Consider the following 19148-nt stretch of genomic DNA (forward strand, 5'->3'; position numbering starts at 1 on the left):
TTCAAGAAGTTATACAAAAAAGGTAGATAATAATTTATCTACCTTTTTTGTATATATTATTTAACATTACAACTGTATTGCTTGTTATATGCAATTAAGACTAAAGAGCTTTAATAATACGTTCCATCGCTTTCATTTGCCCAATATGATCAGCTTCATGATAAAGCATCATACCGTAAAGCTCCCCTACTGTTTCCAATCCTAGGAATGGCTCTGGCAGTTTATTTTCAAATGCTTCTGCTGGAATTTCGTTAATACGTTTTGCTTGTTCTTTTAATTGAGCCGTTAACACTTCTAACGATGGTCCTTCTGTTTTCCATTTAGATGGTCGTGATCCATACCCAAACATACCTGGATATTCAGTTGGTAATTGTTTGAATTCTTTTCCAAACATGAAAACTTCTGCTGCTGTTAACACGTGACCGATATGCCAACGAATTGTATTGTTAAAACCCTCTGGCTGCGTATCCGCAGTTTTATCATCTAACGTTTCCATAAATTTAAGTAACGCCCCGCGCGTTATTTCAAATTGTTTTAAACCCACTAGTCTGTTCATGTTATCGTTCCCCTTCTTGATGTACAATTTATTATGAACTAATAATGTTCAACTTATTAAAGTTTCACCTTGTTTAATCTATCAGAAACAAATAAGAAATACATCTAATATGCTTATTAAAAATAATAAAAAGGTTCACTCCTCGTAAATATAGAATTACTTACTATGTAAATAAAAGAGGAGTGTACTTGCATGTTACATATTTTAAAACAGCAATATAATCTTATTAGCTCTACAAGAGAAACTCTATTCACATTTTTAGAAGAAATCCCATTAGAAAAATTACATAGCACTGTTCCGAATTTCGGGAGCGGTAGCATTATAAAGACACATATTCATGTAGCCGATTGCTATCGATACTGGCTTGGGTCATTCGCATTCAAGCAAAAAAGAGCAGATTTTTCATTTGCTAGCGATTACGAAATTGAGCATGCAGATGTCGCGAAAGTCCGTGCTAGATTTAAATTAGTAGATGAGACTGTACAAAGTTTTTTAAATGAATACAATGATTGTTGGCTTGAAAACATAGCAAATGAAGTGAAATGGCAAAGAGAACCTTGGAGCACAACTCCGCTATGGCTTTTAACTCATACAGAGACTCATGAGTTTCATCATAAAGGACAAATTGTATCAATGGCTCGTCACCTTGGATACAATCCTCCTGATACAGACCTTAGTTAATTCAATGGTCCATGATTACCGAAAAAATTAGAATGAATACAAAACGAGCATGTTTTGAAATCCAATCAAAACATGCTCTTAAAATATTCTATCTTACAATCTCCATATCCTCATCAATACCAAATAGTCTCCGTATAATTATAAGCATCACTATTTGGTATTGCATGTTTCCCCTGTGCTTGCGCCTTTCTTGGATCTAAGTCATATACCATTGGCGTATAGCATGATGTTTGCCCTTTATTTACAACACCATTTCCTCCAGCACTTCCACAAGTGTATGCCTTTCCATCTGTTTTTCTAACAATCCTTGCATCAGCTTCGTTATTATAAACTGCCAGGCGAGTTACAGTAACTTTTGCCCACGCTGTCTTACACGTCGTGCTAAATTTTAATTCCACATAAGAATTTGAATCAATCCACTTCTTTTCTTTCGTTACTGCAGATTGATCACAGCTGTTATAATAAGGACTTTTCCCATCATATGAATGGTCTTCTGCGTATGCTTTATCGCTATTAGTCGTGCTAAACATACTAGTTACAACGAGTAAAGATAGCAATAAACATGCACTCGTCTTTTTTAAAAGTTTCATATCATTTCACTCCTTTATTAATAACGTGCTGTTTTCCCGTAACCGTTATTAAACGTAACTGCTTCAGCATCTGCTGTGTATCCGAAATCAGCAGTTAAATCAAATACCATTCCTGTATAAGTGCTCGTTTGACCTGTTTTTATTGTGCCGTTCCCCTGATTAGAAGTAACTGATTTTTGGAATACACCATTTTTATATTTATTCACAACAGCGTACGCGTACACTCCTCCTGAAACAGCTGGTGCTGGTTGATCTAAAACAAACTTAGCCCATGCTGCATGACATTTATTACTGTAACGTAAATACACTGTCCCTACTTTTTTACTACCTTCATATACAGCTGTAGATTTTGCATTAAATCCATCTGCATCACACGTCGTACTTCCCCCGTATACTTTCGTTGTTGCTGGATTTTTCCCGTCATAATAACTACTTAAATCAGTAGCTGCAAATGTACTTCCTTGAAAACTAAATAATACACCTATACTTGCCGCACTTAACACGCATACTTTCATTAACTTTTTAAACATTTTAAATTCCTCCTCACAATAAGTACGTATACTAAAGACAAGCTATACTGCTATGTAAGTCCTCCTTTCACGCTTCCTAGAGGCATCTTACAGAAACGAATAAACGTTGTAAATTCCCTTATGATTATTGGAATATACGAAGAATTTTACTTATCCTTGTAAGAAAAAAAGTTGAGAAATACACATTTTATAGCATTCTATATTTAAAACATAAAAGAACCAATACTTGTTATATTCAAGCATCGGTTCTTTATACAAAATTGCCATTTTTTCTTTTATATAAAATAAATATTTCTCCACTTAATCCGTTACAAAAAACTCCCTCGTTACATCAATAAATTGTCGCAGTGGCACTGTCATCCATTTGTCTTTATGCCAAGCGATTTGTGTATAAATTGGAGATATTGTTTCGTTTAACATTAACTCCTTTAACGTCCCTTCCCGTATATCTTTTTCTACTACTATCGCTGGTAAAACGGCTATACCTAAATCTGCAATAACACATTGTTTAATTGCTTCAACACTAACAAATTCAATTTTATTTGCTGGATATACATCTTCCCAGCGAAATAACTCTTCAAATAAAGTCCGATACGAGCAGCCTAATTCTGTTAGTAAAAGTGTTTCACTCTCTAAATCTTTTATAGAAACTGAAGGTTGTTCAAGTAAACGATGCATAGGAGCAGCTACTACTTTTAATTCTTCTTTCATAAGTGGTTCCACATGTAAAACATCTTCTGTTTTACATTCGTCCAAAATAAATGCAAGATCTACTTTCCCCTCCATCAATTGTTCCTTCGCATCTTTATTGGAGTGTGCTGGTTTAAATATAAGTTTTATTTGAGGAAATTGTGCTTTAAACTTCTTTAATATAGAAGGCAGTCTGTATGTACATTGACTTTCTTGTGCACCAATTATTAACGTACCTGCTATTTCTTCATCATCTTTCACAGCCATTTTCGCTTCGTTACTGAGTGCAATCATCTTGTCGGCATATAGTTGAAACTTCCTACCTGCTTCAGTTAAGAAAAGACGTTTCCCTAATCTCTCAAATAGTGGTGTACCGAGCTCAGCCTCTAATGTTTTAATTTGTGCTGTAACGCTCGATTGGGCAAAGTTTAATTTCTTCGCAGTTTGTGTAAAGTTCAAAGTATGTGCCGCTACTTTAAATGTAATTAACTGTTTTATTTCCATTTATCATCCCTCTTTTCAATCGATATTTTCGATTGATTCCATCGAAATAATCCTCTTTGTCTATTGATATTTGTATTGTATGATAAAGAACATCTATAAACAATATAAATGGAGGTATTCCATATGAAAGCACTTTGTTTCGAAACATTCGGAGACGCTAATGTTCTACACTATAAAGAAATACACGATCCAATCATAAGTCCAAATGAAATTCTTGTCCGCACGAAAGCAATCGGATTAAACTTCGCTGATATTTATAGACGCCGCGGCGATTATCATCTTGCTGGCAATCCGCCTTATGTATTAGGTTATGAAGGAGCTGGAATTGTTGAAAAAGTAGGAGCTGACGTTACTACTATCAACCTAGGAGACCGTATTGCATTTGCGGACGTCCCATTTGCAAATGCAGAACTAGTTGCCGTTCCATCTGAAAAAGTAATCCCACTACCAGATTCTATTTCTTTTGAAACAGCCGCTTCTGTCTTATTACAAGGATTAACTGCACATTATTTAACGCACGATAGCTATCAACTAAAACAAGGTGATATAGCTTTAGTACACGCTGCAGCTGGTGGCGTCGGTCAACTTCTTATTCAAATGATTAAACTACAGGGCGGAACAGTAATTGGTCTTACATCATCAAAAGAAAAAGCAAAGATAGCTACATTAGCTGGGGCCGATCACGTATTTTTATATAACGAAGAATGGCATACGAAAGTACTTGAAATGACTAATGGAACTGGAGTAAATCTCGTATATGAATCAGTAGGTTCTACATTAGAGGAAAGTTTTAACGCTACTAAAATTGGCGGTACTGTCGTATTTTACGGAATGGCTGGTGGTAATCCTGCTCCAGTTGATCCACGTATGCTTATGGATACTTCAAAAACTTTAACTGGCGGAGACCTTTGGAACGTTCTTACCACTTATGAAGAACGTAAAAAACGATCTACTCAATTATTCGATTGGATCGCAACTGGAAAATTAAACATTTCAAATCCTACTACATTCTCTTTACAAGACGGTGCTCTTGCTCATGAATTATTAGAGAGCCGTAAAAGCACAGGGAAGATTTTATTAATCCCATAATTCACAAAATGAAAAGGAAGCCAGATTTATCTACCTTCCTTTTCTTATTTCTATTTGAGATTTAATTATATTTCCACACTTTCTTTCCCTTTTGCAACATAACTCATATCTCCAACCGACTCGACTGTATATGTTCCATCTTGATATACAATCTTCGTCACACTAGCATTTTCCACCCCAAGTTTTGTTTTGCTACTGTCTAACATTTCTATTAAGGTAGTAATCAAAAGCCCATGAACGACAACTAAAACGTTACCGCCACCATTTCCAGCAGCTTCTTCACTAATTTTATCTATCTCAGCTTTTATACGAGTAGAAAATAATTCCCAATCTTCCGCCTGTTTTGTAGGATCTGCTACTCTAATAAGATTAATCACTTCTTGAATAGAAAACTTCATAAGTTCTTCTGGTGATGCAACGCCTGCAGCTTTTCCAACCACATCCCACATATTCTCAAGTTTTTCACCTTCAAAAATACCGAAATTTAATTCTCGCAAATCTTTTCTTTGCTCAAGTTTTAATTTTGATTGCTCACTATATTTTAATACTAAATTAGCAGTTTCAATCGCTCGGCCGCTATCACTACTATACGCATTCATAAAATGAATATCTTTTAATCCTGTTCCTAAATTTGTGGCAACTTCAACACCTTTTTCTACTAATGGAGAATCAGCCCAACCTTGCGCGCGATGATTCGTATTTAATATTGTTTTACCGTGTCTTGTAACATATAACGTAACTGCATTCTCATTGCTATCTGTTTCTCGCTTATTCATTTCATTCTCTCCCTTTACGTTTCTATATCAATTTTACCACCTCAATTATTCATTGAGCAAAATATACGTCAGTAGATCCGCTTAATAAAAAAAGCTATCTTTCTGTATATCCATACAAAAAGATAGCATCTTTTATGATTACATTTCTTAACCGTTACTCCTACTCAGCAAAAGCACTCGAATATTGTACAATTCCTTCTACACCTCGAAGAGAATTTTCTGTTAATTCCATTATCATAAATACCTCTTCAGGCACTTCAAACGGTGCTTTTATATTCCACTCACTTGCTTTCTTAAAACCAAATTTCGGGTAGTACTCTGGATGTCCCAATACTACAACTGATCCGTATCCAAGTTCTTTCGCTTTTTCTAATGCAGCTACAATCAGGTTTCCACCAATTCCTTTTTTCTGATGACCCCTAGCAACTGAAACTGGTGCAAGTGCTAACGATTCTACAGAAGTTCCATCTTGTTCTATTGTAATTTTCGATAACATAATGTGACCAACCATATCTTCATCTACCGCAACAATTGATAACTCTGGAACAAACGCGTCACATTCTCTAATACGTTTTACAAGTTCATGTTCTGTTTTATCACTAAATTCTTCCTTTAAAAATGCTTCTTTTATGACTTCTTCTGTTTTTCTATAATCATTTTTTTGTTCTTGTCTAATCGTTACCATTTTAACTTATCCTCTATTCTTTCTTATTTCTTTTTGAATTTTACGCAGTGCTTTTTTCGATCCGCGCTCAATATCGTGTTGCATTTTTCTTTCTTTATAATCAACAAATAGTGTATTTAAATCGTATCCTTCTGGATATAACTCCTTCGCTGCTACTTCTAAAGTAATACGTTTTACATTTACTTCAACGAATTCACCGTTATAATATACAACAACGTTATAAAAATTATCTTTTTCCTTATAGATGATACCAAAATCATCATGATCCAATAAATTCACACGATCGCCGATTTTGTACTCATAATGAGATTCTCTTTTTTCTTGTACAAATTTCGGTTTTCTAATTTTACTTTCATTCACTTTTTCTAAAGCGTACTCTTTATTTCCCATATACTCTTTCGCTCTTTTCAGTACATGTTCTTTTACGCTCATTTTATTCGCAATCCAAAGTGCATTACTTTCTCCTGATTTTCCGATAACTAATTTATAAAGCGGCTCTAGCGTTTCACTATTAAACTGCATCGCTGCATTCATAAATTCATCATGCATTTCTGAGAATCGTTTAATTTCTCCGTAATGCGTACTCGCAACGGTAATACATCCCGCAAGATAAAACTCCTCTAAAATAGAAATTGCAAGTGCTGCCCCTTCATTCGGTTCAGTCCCGCTCCCTATTTCATCAAATAAAAGTAACGTATTATTATTTGACATCCTCATAATCTCAGACAGATTTTTCATATGAGACGAAAATGTACTTAGTGCATTTTCAATACTTTGATTATCACCAATATCTACGAATACATTTTCGAAAATAGCGATTTCTGTACCTTTATCTCCTGCAATATGAAGACCTGACATTGTAGCTAATGTTAACAATCCAATCGTTTTTAACACAATTGTCTTTCCGCCCGCATTCGGCCCTGTAATAATTAAACTACGATACTCTTGACCAATTTTAAAATGTAACGGTACAACTTGCCCTGTTAAAAGCGGATGCTTACAATTCACTAAATGAATGTAGCCATGATCGTTTAACTTCGGTTCTATTCCATCAATCGATTTACTAAACTTCGCTTTCGCGAATACCATATCATACTGACTAATTAGTTCCATGTTAATCTTTATACTATAAATGTTTTCTAACACCATTCCTGATAAAGTCGCTAAAATCTGATACTCTTCAACCGCTTCTTCTGCTTTCAAGCCTGCTAATTCTGCATTCAATTTCGTAACCGTATGTGGTTCTATAAATACAGTAGAACCTTTTGCCGAGGCTTCAATAATACTTCCAGCAACTTGATTTTTATAGGAAGATTTAATTGGAATCGTATAACGGTCATCCTTTTTACTAATAAAGGATTCCTGAATGAATTTCTTATTTGCACTACTATTTAAAAACTTCGTTAAACGTTCTTTTATTTTCCCATCTACAGAATCGATATTATTTCGAATTCGCTTTAGCTCTTTACTTGCAGCTACATCAATACTATTTCCTTTAATTGAAAAGTTAATTTCCTCTTCAATACTTTTATATTCAGTCATTGAATTTGCATAAGAAGCTAATACTGGTGCAAAAAATTCTTTATCTAACATAAACTTTTTAATCTTTCTACACCCACGTAAAAAGTCTGAAACACTTACTAATTCTTCTGGGTCTAAAATCATCCCTTTTTCTAATTTTTGAATTGTACTAGCAATATTAGAAATGCCGAAGAAAGGAACATGCCCCTCTGCATCTAATATAGCTCGTGCTTCTGTCGTTTCATTCAAGCGATTTCTCACTACTTTTAGACTCGTACTCGGCTCTAATTTGTTTAATAATTCCTTACCTAATCCACTTACACAATAAGATTTCACTATATCCTTTAATTCGTTATATTGTAACTTTTCAAAAGTCATCGTATTCATTTTGTTTCTCCTCACAATGATTGATTTTTATCATAAATGAAGATACCTACTCATTAGATTCCAATGAGTTCTACATTATTCAATTACCATTTTTATACATTAAAAATATATACAAAAAAGCTGCGGGGATACCGCAGCTTTTACATTTACAAGGCATGTGCAATAACATATGAGGAAATAAACCATAAAAAACGGATGGCAATCCCCTTATTACACGCTTTATAAAGTGTTGTAGGTATCTTCATAGGTATCGAAATAAATCCATGACAAATTTAGGGGTATGATACACATAAAAATCCCCTGATTTTATCCGATTTATTTCATTAAATTTTTCCTATTTAGTACCTACCGCACTCACAAAAAAGCACCTCTCATTAATTTATATTATAGTCATTGAAATCTAATTTACTGAAATCATCATACTATATGTTAAGTGAGAAGTAAAGGTGTCATACCTTTATAACTATGCAGCATGTAAAAAAGAAAGGGGAAACCTACCGCTGAACATATATGGAAACTGATCCTCCACTTACTTGGAACTGTCCCCAACCATCCTTATTAATTGTTACAGTATTTGTTTGATTACCCGTAATATCGTACCATACTTCCCCTGCATTATTCTTTCCAACATCCATCCACTTTGACCCTCCTGGTCCATCAGAGATTAATGTTGCTAAACCAGAATTAGCATGTACACTATCACCTTCTCTTGTCCAGCCAATTACATCTGGATGATCAAAATAATCCCGCTGCGTACCATATGCAAAGTTTTTTCGTGCCGTCAAAATCGGATCAATTTTGTCCTTTAACGCTGGAATTTCATAGTTACTATTTCCTTTTGTACCATAGTAATCACCATAGAAAACAGAAGGATATCCCTCTGCACGCGTTAAAATAAATGCATATGCCAACGGTTTGAACCAAGGGCTCACTACAGATTCCAATGACTGACCAGGCTGTGAATCATGATTTTCAACTAGAGTAACCGCAAGTGTAGGATGATTCGCAACTACCGTTCCTTTTAAAATATTTCTCATATCATAATTCCCATTTCCTGTTGAAGCATAATGAAAATTATAATGCAGTGGTGCATCGAACACAGATTGATTATAATTGACCTTCGCTAAATAATTATTTAGAGTCTGGATATCATTTTGCCAATATTCAGCTACTGTAAACATTTCTTTCCCCGTTTGCTGTCTAACATGATTTACCCAATCGCGCAAATATTCATGATCAATATGTTTAACAGCATCTAAACGAAAGCCATCTAAATTTAATTCCTTCGCATACCACGTTCCCCATTTTTTCATTTCATTCGCAACATCTGGATGATCAAAATCAAGATCCGCGTACATCAAATAATCATAATTCCCATTCTCGCTAGACACTTCCCAGTCCCACGCTTTACCTATGCCCCTAAATTTATAAATTCGGTTTAATTTCTTTCCTTCATCCCAATCTGTTCCGTCAAAATGATACCATTTCCATTTGAAATTAGAATAAGAATCTCCACGCCCTGGAAAGTTAAAGCCTGTCCACGCACTAATTTCATAATCACCTGATACTTCAACATTTCGATTGCTCGGGTCTACTTCAACTGCTGTGACAGTTTCCGTATAATCAGCCCCACCTTTATGATTCATAACTACATCACCATATACATCGATGTTTTTCTTATGTAAAGCGTCAATTGCAGATTTCAATTGTGCTTTCGTCCCATATTTCGTCCGCACTGTTCCCTTTTGATTGAATTCCCCCAAATCATATAAATCATACGCTCCATATCCTACGTCATTTTGCGTAGTTCCTTTATATGCAGGTGGTATCCAAACAGATGTAATTCCTTTTTGCGCTAAATTTTCAGCATCAGTACGCAAACGATTCCAATGATCCCCATCATTCGGAGCATACCACTCAAAATACTGCATTAACGTTCCATTCTTAACTGTATCTGCATATGCTCTACTCCCCTCATATATACTAGGTAAAAACATAACAACTGACAATCCGACTATTGTTATTCTTTTAAACATCTGTACACCATCCCCTTCTAAGAAAGCGTTTGCATAGTTTATCAGAATTATTATAATATTCGTCCCACCGTTAGTAAAGTAGCAATCTCTCACTCTCCCACATTTTTTTAATCTCACTTCAAATATTCAACGTAGTTTTAATTTCACATCCTATTCAAGATTGTTTACAATTTACCTATAAAAACATAACGGAGGGATTTCTATGACAGACTTTCAAAAACAATTTTTCGCACGATTATATATAGAAGAAAAAGACACAGTTTCATTTGAAGATTTATCTAACATTATGTACGCAATGGCACAAACTGTTCCTTTTGAAAACTTAAATATTCTCGAAAAGAATTTTAAAGAAATATCAAAAGAAAATTTGAAAGAGAAAATTTTAGTAAATAACCGTGGCGGTCTTTGTTATGAACTCAATCCTACTATGTATTACTTCCTTAAAGACGCTGGATTTGATGTTCATCTCGTTTCAGGAACAGTTTATAACGCTGCAAACTCCATATGGGCTGTTGATTCTGGCCATATCGCAACCGTTTTAACACATCATAATGAATCTTATTTAATTGAAGTAGGATTCGGATCATACTTACCTCTTGCCCCTGTCCCTTTCTCAGGTGAAGTCATTCACTCTGTTACAGGAGATTATCGTATTCGTAAAGAAATGACCGAAAAGGGAAACTACATTTTAGAGATGCGGAAAAACAATGAGTTCTTGGATCAATCTTCTGCTGATGATTGGACGTTAGGTTATGCATTTTATATAGAAGAAGTGGATGAAGAAAAAGCAAATACAGCACAAAAAATTATCGTTGAACATGAAGGGTCACCCTTTAATAAAGTACCTCTTATTGTAAAACTAACTGAAGATGGGCATGCCTCTTTAACGAAAGATAGCCTTACAGTAGCGAAAAATGGTAAAAAAACGAAAGAAACCGTTACAGACATGCAATATACAAACCTTTTACATTCAAAATTCGGAATTACACTATAAGTATGTAAGCCTTGTTATTTTAGCAAGGCTTTTCAATTTTCAGCAGGGATTTTTTGCAATTTGTTGTATTTCATAGTTATATAGAAATATAACTACATGTTTAGAAAGGAAATGATTATGACAGAACTTAAAGATCGATTACAAGTAGCTGATATAGAAAAATGGGATTTAACAGACATTTACCATACAATTGAAGATTGGGAAAGTGATTTTCATAAAATTGAAGTATTAACGAAGGAATTACACGAGTTTAATGGCAATATTCACGATGGCAATAGTTTATTAGCTTATTTAACGAAGAGTGAAGAAATTTCTAGCATAATATCTTTAATGTTCGCTTATGCACGATTACAATCTGACCTTGATACACGCGATACTGACGCGCAATCTCTTGTCGATAAAGTATCACAATTACACGTGAAAGTAAGTGCAGCTAAATCTTTCTTTTCCCCCTTCTTACTTAGCATTGACGAAAGCACATTACATTCTTACATAGAAGAAACAGAAGGCTTACAATATTATAAAGAAGACTTGTTTGAATTATACCGTTATAAAAAACATGTATTGAATAAGGACCAAGAAGAAATTTTATCACAGATGGGTGAAGCTCTTTCTTCTCCACAGCACACATTTGGTATGTTAAACAATGCAGATATATTATTTGGTGAAGTGACGACTGACGATGGAGAAAAAGTGAACTTAACACGCGGAATGTATGCAAAGTTAATAGAAGATACGAATCGTGAAAAGCGTAAAGAAGCTTATAAAGCATATTACAAACCATATGTTCAGTTAAAGAATTCCATCGCATCTACTTTATCCGCTGCTATTAAAAATAATGTTACCGTTTCGAAGCTAAGAAACTATCCATCAGCGCTAGAGAAATCATTATTTGGCGATATGGTTCCGAAAGAAGTATATGAAAACCTTATTGATACAACGAAAAAAAACATTCAAACATTACATACATACAATGAAATTCGAAAAGAAAAATTAAACGTAGATGAACTAAGACAATACGACTTAGGCGTCGATTTAGTAGAAGGTGCAAAACAAGACATCCCATATAGTGAAGCATTTGACATTATGATTGCATCACTAGCTCCTTTAGGAGAAGAATATATTGAGACATTAAAAAGTTTTAAAGATAAACGATATATAGACGTAAGAGAAACACCAGGAAAACGTTCTGGTGCTTATAACTTTGGTGTATATGGTGTTCACCCTTTCATTCTTTTAAATCATCACGATGATTTAAATAGCCTGTTCACTCTTACTCATGAATGCGGGCACGGTATGCATACGCACTATTCACATGGATACCAACCAAGAATTTCTGCACATTATTCTATCTTTGTGGCAGAAGTCGCTTCTACAGTAAATGAAGTGTTATTAATTCACTATTTATTAAAAGAAGCAAAAGAAACGAACGTGCGTAACCATTTAGTTAACCATTTTATTGAAAAATTCAAAGGTACTTTCTTTACACAAATTATGTTTGCAGAATTTGAAAAAATCACACATGAAATGGCGGAACAAGGTAAACCATTAAATGCACAAGTCTTCAGTGAAATTTATGAAAAACTATTTAAAGAATATAACGGTGATTCACTTGTATTTGATGAAGAAGTAAAATACGGATGGGCTAGAATCCCTCATTTCTACCGCCCGTTTTACGTATACAAATATGCAACTGGATTCGCATCTGCCATTCAAATCGCTGATAAACTATTAAGCGGTGATCCGAATGCTCAGAAAAATTATATTGAATTCCTGAAAGGTGGAAGTTCTGATTATCCACTAAACCTATTGAAAAAAGCTGGTGTTGATTTAACTACGCCAGAACCGATTGAAAGTGCATTGAAACAATTCACTCAACTTGTTGAGGAGTTTTCAGCATTATAAAAAGCATGCAGAGTATATGCTCTGCATGCTTTTTCATTTGAATTACTCTATTCTATATGCTGCTGCGTCACACAGTGAATCATACCACCATACGCATACAATTCATTCACATAAATACCGACAATTCTTCTTCCTGGAAACTGACCTTCAATAATTTGCAGCCCTAACTTGTCATGTTCATCGCCATATACAGGAACTAATACGACTTCATTACCAATATAAAAATTCAAATATGAACCCTTACAGTCTGCTTCTTTTACCACTTTTCTTGTTACTGGTACTGGAATGAGCTGAAATGGCTTTCCATCTATATTTTTCGCTCGTCGCAATTCTTGATAATGCTTTTCGTACGCCTCCAAAAGGTATGGCTCTCCTTCACCGAAAGGATCATATTCATACAGTATCGTATTTTCATTTACAAACCGTGCCGCGCCATCAATATGATAATCCGTATCTTCATCATAATTATCTTCTCCGCGTATACCAGTTATCCATATAAAATTCGTTACTCCTAAATATTTCGTTAACTCCATTTCAATTTCTTTCTGACTTAGTGTGGGATTTCGATTTTCATTTATAATAGACGTTTTCGCCGCCATTAAGGTCCCGTTTCCGTTTATCTCAATTCCCCCGCCCTCTAGACAGACACTAGATTCAACTTTTGGAATGCGATACATTTCACTTATTTTATTCGGAATATTAGCGTCTTTTTCGTACGGATATTTATTTCCCCAACCATTAAATATCCAGTGCGTTAGGCAGCGATTCCCTTTCTTATCCGTTACAAAGATTGGTCCGTTATCTCTTATCCAAATATCATCAGTTTCTTGAATTAAGAAATCAATTTTATCCATATTTACATTAGCTTCCATTAACTTCGATTGGACATGTATTTTCTCTTCTTCATCACATACAACAATATGGACATTTTCTCCATAGTGAAGCTCCTTTGCCATCGATATCCAAATATCATCTAACTTAGCTCTATAACCTTCACCTCTATGTGCTTTATCATGTGGCCATTGGAGCCATGTACCTTCATGTTTCTCCCATTCCGCAGGCATATAAAACAAACTATTTTCTATATTTCTCATACGTGTTCACCCCTTATATGAATGTACGTACAGTCTATACTTTGACATCGTGTTAAGGTCAACAGGAATATCTTCATTTACTTGTAGGAACTTTATAAGGTGACTCTTTATTTCGCCTTGTGATACACTACTTCTCCTTGTAAAACCGTCACTAATACTTTCGCATTTGGAATCTTATCGGCACTCATTTTAGTAATATCTTCATTTAGTAGTATCATATCAGCTGACTTTCCAACTTCTATCGAGCCAGTTATATTATCAAGCCCTAATGCTTTCGCTGGCTTAATTGTATAAGCATCAATAGCTGCGTATACATCAGACAAACCCTTTTCATCAATGCTTAATGCATTCGAAATCGTCACAAGCGGATTCAGTTCATTTACATCCCAATCACTACTAAGTGATACATTCGCACCGGTTTTCCAAATTCGCCCTAACGGCATAATTCGTTTCATTTGCTGATTTGTAAAATACGTACTTGCCCAGCTTTGTTTTGAATCTTCCGCAAAATCATGACCTACTTGAAAATCAGCGCTAATACCTAATTTAGCAAAACGATCTATATCACTATCTTCTACCATTTCCACATGCGTAAGTGTATACGGCTGTTTTGCGCCTTCTTTTTTCGCTGCTTCAATCGCATTTAAACTCTCTCTTACCCCACCATCACCAATTGTGTGAATGAGTGCACCGTAACCAATTTTATTAAGCTCTGTTAACCACCATTTCATTTTTTCTTCCGGAATATAGTTCAAGCCATACGGGGTTCCTTTAAACCACTCAAATTTATATTTTTCTAGTGTTTTTGCAGTACTATTAATACTAATTCCATCACTATACATTTTCACTTGATTAATAAGCATGCGGGATGACAGATCATCACGTTTAATTTTTTGGAAATACTCCATTTGTTCTGTTTCATTTAAATTTGGATATACCCATGGACGAAGTACTACTCGCGTTGTTAGCTTTTTTTCGTCATTTACTTTATTCCAAACTTCTAACCAACCTCGCTTCCAATAAAGACGTCCATCACCAACTGTAGTAATACCATTCTTCGCAACCTCATCTAAACCGTCTAACAAACCTTCATAATTTTTTTCAAAGAGATTTGGTTGAGAGTTCCATGCTTTTTCCATCACGATATCTCCTGCTGTATCATAAAGAATACCAAACGGTTCTCCTGTCTCGGAATCCCGAATAATCCTTCCACCTTGTGGATCTTTCGTATCTTTATTTATTCCAGCTAACTCGAGTGCCTTTGAATTAACCCATACAGAATGGGACGTTCTTTCCATAATTAATACTGGATTATTAGGAAATAACTCATCAAGAACTTGTAATGGGGTTTGTTGTTCTGATTTTTCGTCCATATCTTTTAACAGCTCTTCCAAACTGAATCCCGTTCCACTTATCCATTCGCCATCTTTCACACCTTTTTTACAAGCCTTTAAATACGAGCGTTGTTTTTGCAGAGAAGCATCTGATGAAACACTACAATTTCCTGCTGCTGGTGATTTCGCTTCAAATATATGATTATGATTGTCCACAAAACCAGGGAGGATAAAACGTCCTTGTAAATCCACCACTTTCGTATCTTCATTTATAAATGCCTCTACATCCTTGTTTGAACCAACAAATGTAATTTTCCCCGCTTTAACGGCTACAGCCTCTACGATATCTTGCTTTTCATTTGAAGTATAGATTGTACCATTTTTAAACACTACATTTTCAGGTAACTGATTAGGTAGTACAGCGCTACCACTCTCACCTTCTCCTACTCCAGAAGTACATGCCGAAATCCATAGCATACTTAGAACTAGACAAATAATCATGATTGTCCTTCTCATATTCTCTCTCCTTTTTATTATGATAAATTGCTTTCGTACATAGAATAAGGATTGACATAATGTTAATGTCAATCCTTATTCTCATTCTATTTTCGTAACTAAAAAACAAATTTGTGTCACATACTCTTCTGCTAAACAATCACATTCAGGTCCCTTTATATAAACCTCATATGGCGAATTAACTATTACATACCCATTTTTTTCAACCCATTCTTCTAACGCTATATAAGCGTAACCTATATAGTCGTAACTTCCATAATGCATAGTAGTAACGATTTGATGTGGACTTAGTTTTTTCATTTCATATTCTTGTACTACGTCTTCATCATTCCCCTGCATAACCGGGATTCTTAATTCAATATCACTGTTACTTGGAATATATTCTTCATCATAAAAGACTGCAGATGGCGAACCGACTATTTGAAAATCATTTTTTTGTACCTCTTCATATAAGTCATAAAAATAATCATCCATATCATCTATATCTATTTTTACTCTTTGAGTAATTATCGTTACTTCATTCCTCATTCCCATTAATATATCGTAATTTCTATGACGAGCAATATTTAGACTACTATTCACCTTTACCATTTCATTCATTTCTGAAATAACCTGTAAATTTTGCTTCACTTCATGAGACAACTCGATAATTTGTGATTGTATATGTTGAACAAACGAATCTTGATCTGATGACTGCAAAACAATTTTAATTTTTGGAAGAGGAAATTTATACTCCCTTAGCTTTTTGATTTTCAACGCTACTTCCAGCTGCCCTTGTTCATAATACCTATACCCATTAACCGGATTCACATATGCCGGTTTTAATATCTCCTCTTTGTCATAATGTCTTAACATCCGCGTACTCATTTTACAAATCCGAGAAAACTCAGCGATGGTATACATATCAATACTCCTTGAATATATTTTCTTTTCATTACTTATTTATTAAAACCAATCAAAAATCTTCTTCATTGAAAAATCTTCATTCTGATTTTTTAATCTTCTCATTTTTGAAGGTAACAAATGACTTGGACAATACCATGTTAAACAATTCATTGCGCCTCCCATTGTTGATATTTCTCCTACATGAATTTGAATAACTTGCTTCTCCGTATACTGTTGAATATATCGTAAAACTTCCTCATCTTTAGCTAGTCCAAACTTAGGAACATAAAGAGCATCACATGATTCTAACATATTTATATACAACCCTTTTGCCGATGCTATCTCTTGATCATATTGTCCTTTCTCTGTATATGATGAAGGAACAACTATAAATGCAGCTTCTGGCATTTGTTCTTGAATAATCTCTTGAACACTATATCTAAATTCATGATCCCCTAAAAAATCACTAATAAACATTGTATGTTCATCAATAAATTTAACCATTCCGTCTGCGTGTGCTAGTACATCCCCTTCTTCAGCAGGAATAATAATAACTCGACTCACATCTAAATCCCATTCTAACTGCTCAATAATTTCCTCTTCTGTCCAATCATCGTTATCATCAAATATACGTTCTGTTAATATTACGGTATCTTTTTTATTCCAAATAAGATTACCACCATCTAATATTAATGGGGATTTCACATATTCAAAATCGTTCTTTTTCAACCATTTATTAAACTGTTGATCTAAATATCGCCCCTGATCATCCGGCAAATAATTTGGTCTATATTTAAATTTAACTAGATGAGTTGTGACAACCGGTGCAACATCTCTTAGCCAAATATCATCATACTCAAAACAGCTCGTATGAAAGTCTTGTTCTTCAACAGATAAAGATATAAGTTGATCTGCAATTGATTTCTTTTCATTTAAACATTCATTAAAGTAAATCAAGTCTTCATAAAATGGTTGATAATATTCATTCGATTCGTCTGGTATTGCAGTAAAAATAATGCCATTATGTTTTTGTTCCATATTATTTACCTCGCTTTTTAATAGTAGTTACATAACTGATTTCACAAAGCAAACTATTCCTAAATTTATATCTTTTTTCATTACAACTCATGCAACATGTACATTTCATGAATGGATTATAGCATGGAGAAATATTATATATTTATATAAAAAATATAAAGCTGACGTTAAGCCTTAAATTGACTCTTGACAAGTTTTTTAAATAACTTATTTTAAAACAACAATAAATGATTAAATGATTTTTTTATCACGATTCAAACCCATTGCTTCTAATAGATTGTTTTGATTATATAGATTCACTAAATGCGCTTCTACTCCTATACAAATTCCTTCTAGCGGAAGATCATTTGGATCCTGACCAAAGGGATCTTCAATTTCAACCCCTATTGCTTCAATACCTATGAATGCAAAACTTATAAACGTAGTCGCAAGTACTGTAAACCATCCGAGACTATCAACAAGACCAATCGGTAAAGTCGCACAAAATATAATCAATAAAATTTTTATATGAGCAAAATATGCAAAAGGAATAGGTGTTGTTTTGATACGATCACATCCCCCCACAGATGTAAGTAACGTATTCAAATCCGTTTCCATACTAATTATCGCATTTGGATGAATTTGCCCCGTTTTCAAACCTTTTGATAGTATAGTTTTTAACATAAAAACTATACTAATCGGTAAATGATTGGACTCAACCAAAAATGCTTTTTCCTTCTCAGAACAGACAGCAAGCAATGATTTCACTTCAGATAAATCTTTTTCCTCTCTCAAGTGTCCTTTCGCTAACTTTGGAAATGCAATTAATAGATGTAAAAATTTTATTTTTTCCTGCTCCATACTCTTCCCTTTAGAATCCCAATGACACAAAAAACTAATTGCTAAATTTCTAGTACAAGCACCAATCGTGCCAAACAGCTTTCTACCTTCCCAGTACCGATCATAGGCAGTATTCGTACGAAACACTAATAGTAATCCTAAAGCTCCTCCGACGATTACCCAGGGAGTCTGATTTATATTTATTTCTGTATAGTAATAATTAATCACAGCTACTATCGTTGAAATACACGTATATAATACGATTTGCGGGAAAATATCTCTTATAATTGTCCCTTTTAATGTAAATATTTGATGTAAACTATTTTGATTATTGTAATGAACCATATTTACAAAAACCTCTTTCTCTATTAACCTTTTATTCTTTTAAATCATGAAAGTATACAATTAAATAATAGAATCATAAATCCTATCATTATGAGGCTGGTTAAGATTATTTCTTTCAATACTGTTACTCCTTTTTTCAAAAAGATAAAATATCTTATTTAATTCAACAACAA

General features: G+C 34.2%; 17 protein-coding genes. 4 read left to right on the forward strand and 13 right to left on the reverse strand.

What is annotated here, in order from left to right; genetic code table 11:
* Positions 1-100: 100 nt before the first annotated feature.
* Entirely contained in the window at positions 101-556 is a 456-nt protein-coding gene (locus tag AC241_RS16955) for a DinB family protein (protein ID WP_001081119.1), read from the reverse strand.
* Between the two features lie 192 nt (positions 557-748).
* On the opposite strand from AC241_RS16955, the gene AC241_RS16960 reads away from it, so the two are divergent.
* Positions 749-1237: a DinB family protein gene (locus AC241_RS16960; RefSeq protein ID WP_050844373.1), complete on the forward strand. Its 489-nt coding sequence runs from the start codon at positions 749-751 to the stop codon at positions 1235-1237.
* A gap of 113 nt (positions 1238-1350) precedes the next feature.
* Here the strand turns inward: AC241_RS16960 and AC241_RS16965 are convergent, their stop codons facing one another.
* The 3 genes from AC241_RS16965 to AC241_RS16975 form a co-directional block, all read right to left on the reverse strand.
* Entirely contained in the window at positions 1351-1827 is a 477-nt protein-coding gene (locus AC241_RS16965; RefSeq protein WP_050844374.1) for a DUF2690 domain-containing protein, read from the reverse strand.
* Positions 1828-1844: 17 nt separating this feature from the next.
* Positions 1845-2357, reverse strand: coding sequence for a YjfA family protein (locus tag AC241_RS16970; RefSeq protein WP_000473732.1), 513 nt, complete (start codon positions 2355-2357; stop codon positions 1845-1847).
* Positions 2358-2657: 300 nt separating this feature from the next.
* On the reverse strand, positions 2658-3551 hold the full coding sequence (locus AC241_RS16975) for a LysR family transcriptional regulator (protein WP_000403893.1): 894 nt from the start codon (positions 3549-3551) through the stop codon (positions 2658-2660).
* Between the two features lie 123 nt (positions 3552-3674).
* Between AC241_RS16975 and AC241_RS16980 the strand changes: the two genes are divergently transcribed.
* Positions 3675-4640 carry a quinone oxidoreductase family protein gene (locus AC241_RS16980; RefSeq protein WP_000645266.1) on the forward strand — a complete coding sequence of 322 codons (966 nt, stop codon included), beginning with the start codon at positions 3675-3677 and terminating at the stop codon, positions 4638-4640.
* Positions 4641-4705: 65 nt separating this feature from the next.
* Here the strand turns inward: AC241_RS16980 and AC241_RS16985 are convergent, their stop codons facing one another.
* The 4 genes from AC241_RS16985 to amyS all read right to left on the reverse strand — a co-directional run bounded on the left by AC241_RS16985 (position 4706) and on the right by amyS (position 10045).
* A complete protein-coding gene (locus AC241_RS16985) occupies positions 4706-5416 on the reverse strand; it encodes a histidine phosphatase family protein (RefSeq protein WP_001042044.1) in 711 nt (236 codons plus the stop codon).
* Between the two features lie 160 nt (positions 5417-5576).
* Positions 5577-6101: a GNAT family N-acetyltransferase gene (locus tag AC241_RS16990; RefSeq protein ID WP_050844375.1), complete on the reverse strand. Its 525-nt coding sequence runs from the start codon at positions 6099-6101 to the stop codon at positions 5577-5579.
* Between the two features lie 6 nt (positions 6102-6107).
* Entirely contained in the window at positions 6108-8009 is a 1902-nt protein-coding gene (locus AC241_RS16995) for an endonuclease MutS2 (RefSeq protein WP_050844376.1), read from the reverse strand.
* 494 nt (positions 8010-8503) lie between these two features.
* On the reverse strand, positions 8504-10045 hold the full coding sequence (gene amyS, locus AC241_RS17000) for an alpha-amylase (RefSeq protein WP_050844377.1): 1542 nt from the start codon (positions 10043-10045) through the stop codon (positions 8504-8506).
* Positions 10046-10247: 202 nt separating this feature from the next.
* Between amyS and AC241_RS17005 the strand changes: the two genes are divergently transcribed.
* On the forward strand, positions 10248-11039 hold the full coding sequence (locus AC241_RS17005) for an arylamine N-acetyltransferase family protein (protein ID WP_029442915.1): 792 nt from the start codon (positions 10248-10250) through the stop codon (positions 11037-11039).
* A 117-nt stretch (positions 11040-11156) separates the two neighbouring features.
* Complete coding sequence (pepF, locus tag AC241_RS17010) at positions 11157-12944, forward strand: oligoendopeptidase F (protein WP_029442916.1); 1788 nt, start codon at positions 11157-11159, stop codon at positions 12942-12944.
* A 47-nt stretch (positions 12945-12991) separates the two neighbouring features.
* Here the strand turns inward: pepF and AC241_RS17015 are convergent, their stop codons facing one another.
* The 5 genes from AC241_RS17015 to AC241_RS17035 all read right to left on the reverse strand — a co-directional run bounded on the left by AC241_RS17015 (position 12992) and on the right by AC241_RS17035 (position 18975).
* On the reverse strand, positions 12992-14038 hold the full coding sequence (locus AC241_RS17015) for an agmatine deiminase family protein (RefSeq protein ID WP_029442917.1): 1047 nt from the start codon (positions 14036-14038) through the stop codon (positions 12992-12994).
* 107 nt (positions 14039-14145) lie between these two features.
* Positions 14146-15888: an amidohydrolase gene (locus AC241_RS17020; RefSeq protein WP_050844378.1), complete on the reverse strand. Its 1743-nt coding sequence runs from the start codon at positions 15886-15888 to the stop codon at positions 14146-14148.
* 81 nt (positions 15889-15969) lie between these two features.
* Entirely contained in the window at positions 15970-16791 is an 822-nt protein-coding gene (locus AC241_RS17025) for a MerR family transcriptional regulator (protein WP_016080775.1), read from the reverse strand.
* Positions 16792-16833: 42 nt separating this feature from the next.
* On the reverse strand, positions 16834-17811 hold the full coding sequence (locus AC241_RS17030; RefSeq protein WP_016080774.1) for an agmatine deiminase family protein: 978 nt from the start codon (positions 17809-17811) through the stop codon (positions 16834-16836).
* 231 nt (positions 17812-18042) lie between these two features.
* Positions 18043-18975: a bestrophin family protein gene (locus tag AC241_RS17035; RefSeq protein WP_029442920.1), complete on the reverse strand. Its 933-nt coding sequence runs from the start codon at positions 18973-18975 to the stop codon at positions 18043-18045.
* Between the last annotated feature and the right edge of the window lie 173 nt (positions 18976-19148).

Origin of the sequence: Bacillus thuringiensis (genome assembly GCF_001182785.1) — a bacterium.
GTDB lineage: Bacteria > Bacillota > Bacilli > Bacillales > Bacillaceae_G > Bacillus_A > Bacillus_A thuringiensis_S.

Excerpts from the sequence above, each read along its gene's own strand:
- AC241_RS16960 (WP_050844373.1), top strand. The coding sequence starts at position 749 with ATGTTACATATTTTAAAACAGCAATATAATCTTATTAGCTCTACAAGA.
- AC241_RS16990 (WP_050844375.1), bottom strand. The coding sequence starts at position 6,101 with ATGGTAACGATTAGACAAGAACAAAAAAATGATTATAGAAAAACAGAA.
- AC241_RS17035 (WP_029442920.1), bottom strand. The coding sequence starts at position 18,975 with ATGGTTCATTACAATAATCAAAATAGTTTACATCAAATATTTACATTA.
- AC241_RS16965 (WP_050844374.1), bottom strand. The coding sequence starts at position 1,827 with ATGAAACTTTTAAAAAAGACGAGTGCATGTTTATTGCTATCTTTACTC.
- pepF (WP_029442916.1), top strand. The coding sequence starts at position 11,157 with ATGACAGAACTTAAAGATCGATTACAAGTAGCTGATATAGAAAAATGG.
- AC241_RS17020 (WP_050844378.1), bottom strand. The coding sequence starts at position 15,888 with ATGAGAAGGACAATCATGATTATTTGTCTAGTTCTAAGTATGCTATGG.
- AC241_RS17030 (WP_016080774.1), bottom strand. The coding sequence starts at position 17,811 with ATGGAACAAAAACATAATGGCATTATTTTTACTGCAATACCAGACGAA.
- AC241_RS17015 (WP_029442917.1), bottom strand. The coding sequence starts at position 14,038 with ATGAGAAATATAGAAAATAGTTTGTTTTATATGCCTGCGGAATGGGAG.
- AC241_RS17005 (WP_029442915.1), top strand. The coding sequence starts at position 10,248 with ATGACAGACTTTCAAAAACAATTTTTCGCACGATTATATATAGAAGAA.
- AC241_RS17025 (WP_016080775.1), bottom strand. The coding sequence starts at position 16,791 with ATGTATACCATCGCTGAGTTTTCTCGGATTTGTAAAATGAGTACGCGG.
- AC241_RS16955 (WP_001081119.1), bottom strand. The coding sequence starts at position 556 with ATGAACAGACTAGTGGGTTTAAAACAATTTGAAATAACGCGCGGGGCG.
- AC241_RS16980 (WP_000645266.1), top strand. The coding sequence starts at position 3,675 with ATGAAAGCACTTTGTTTCGAAACATTCGGAGACGCTAATGTTCTACAC.
- AC241_RS16985 (WP_001042044.1), bottom strand. The coding sequence starts at position 5,416 with ATGAATAAGCGAGAAACAGATAGCAATGAGAATGCAGTTACGTTATAT.
- AC241_RS16995 (WP_050844376.1), bottom strand. The coding sequence starts at position 8,009 with ATGAATACGATGACTTTTGAAAAGTTACAATATAACGAATTAAAGGAT.
- amyS (WP_050844377.1), bottom strand. The coding sequence starts at position 10,045 with ATGTTTAAAAGAATAACAATAGTCGGATTGTCAGTTGTTATGTTTTTA.
- AC241_RS16970 (WP_000473732.1), bottom strand. The coding sequence starts at position 2,357 with ATGTTTAAAAAGTTAATGAAAGTATGCGTGTTAAGTGCGGCAAGTATA.
- AC241_RS16975 (WP_000403893.1), bottom strand. The coding sequence starts at position 3,551 with ATGGAAATAAAACAGTTAATTACATTTAAAGTAGCGGCACATACTTTG.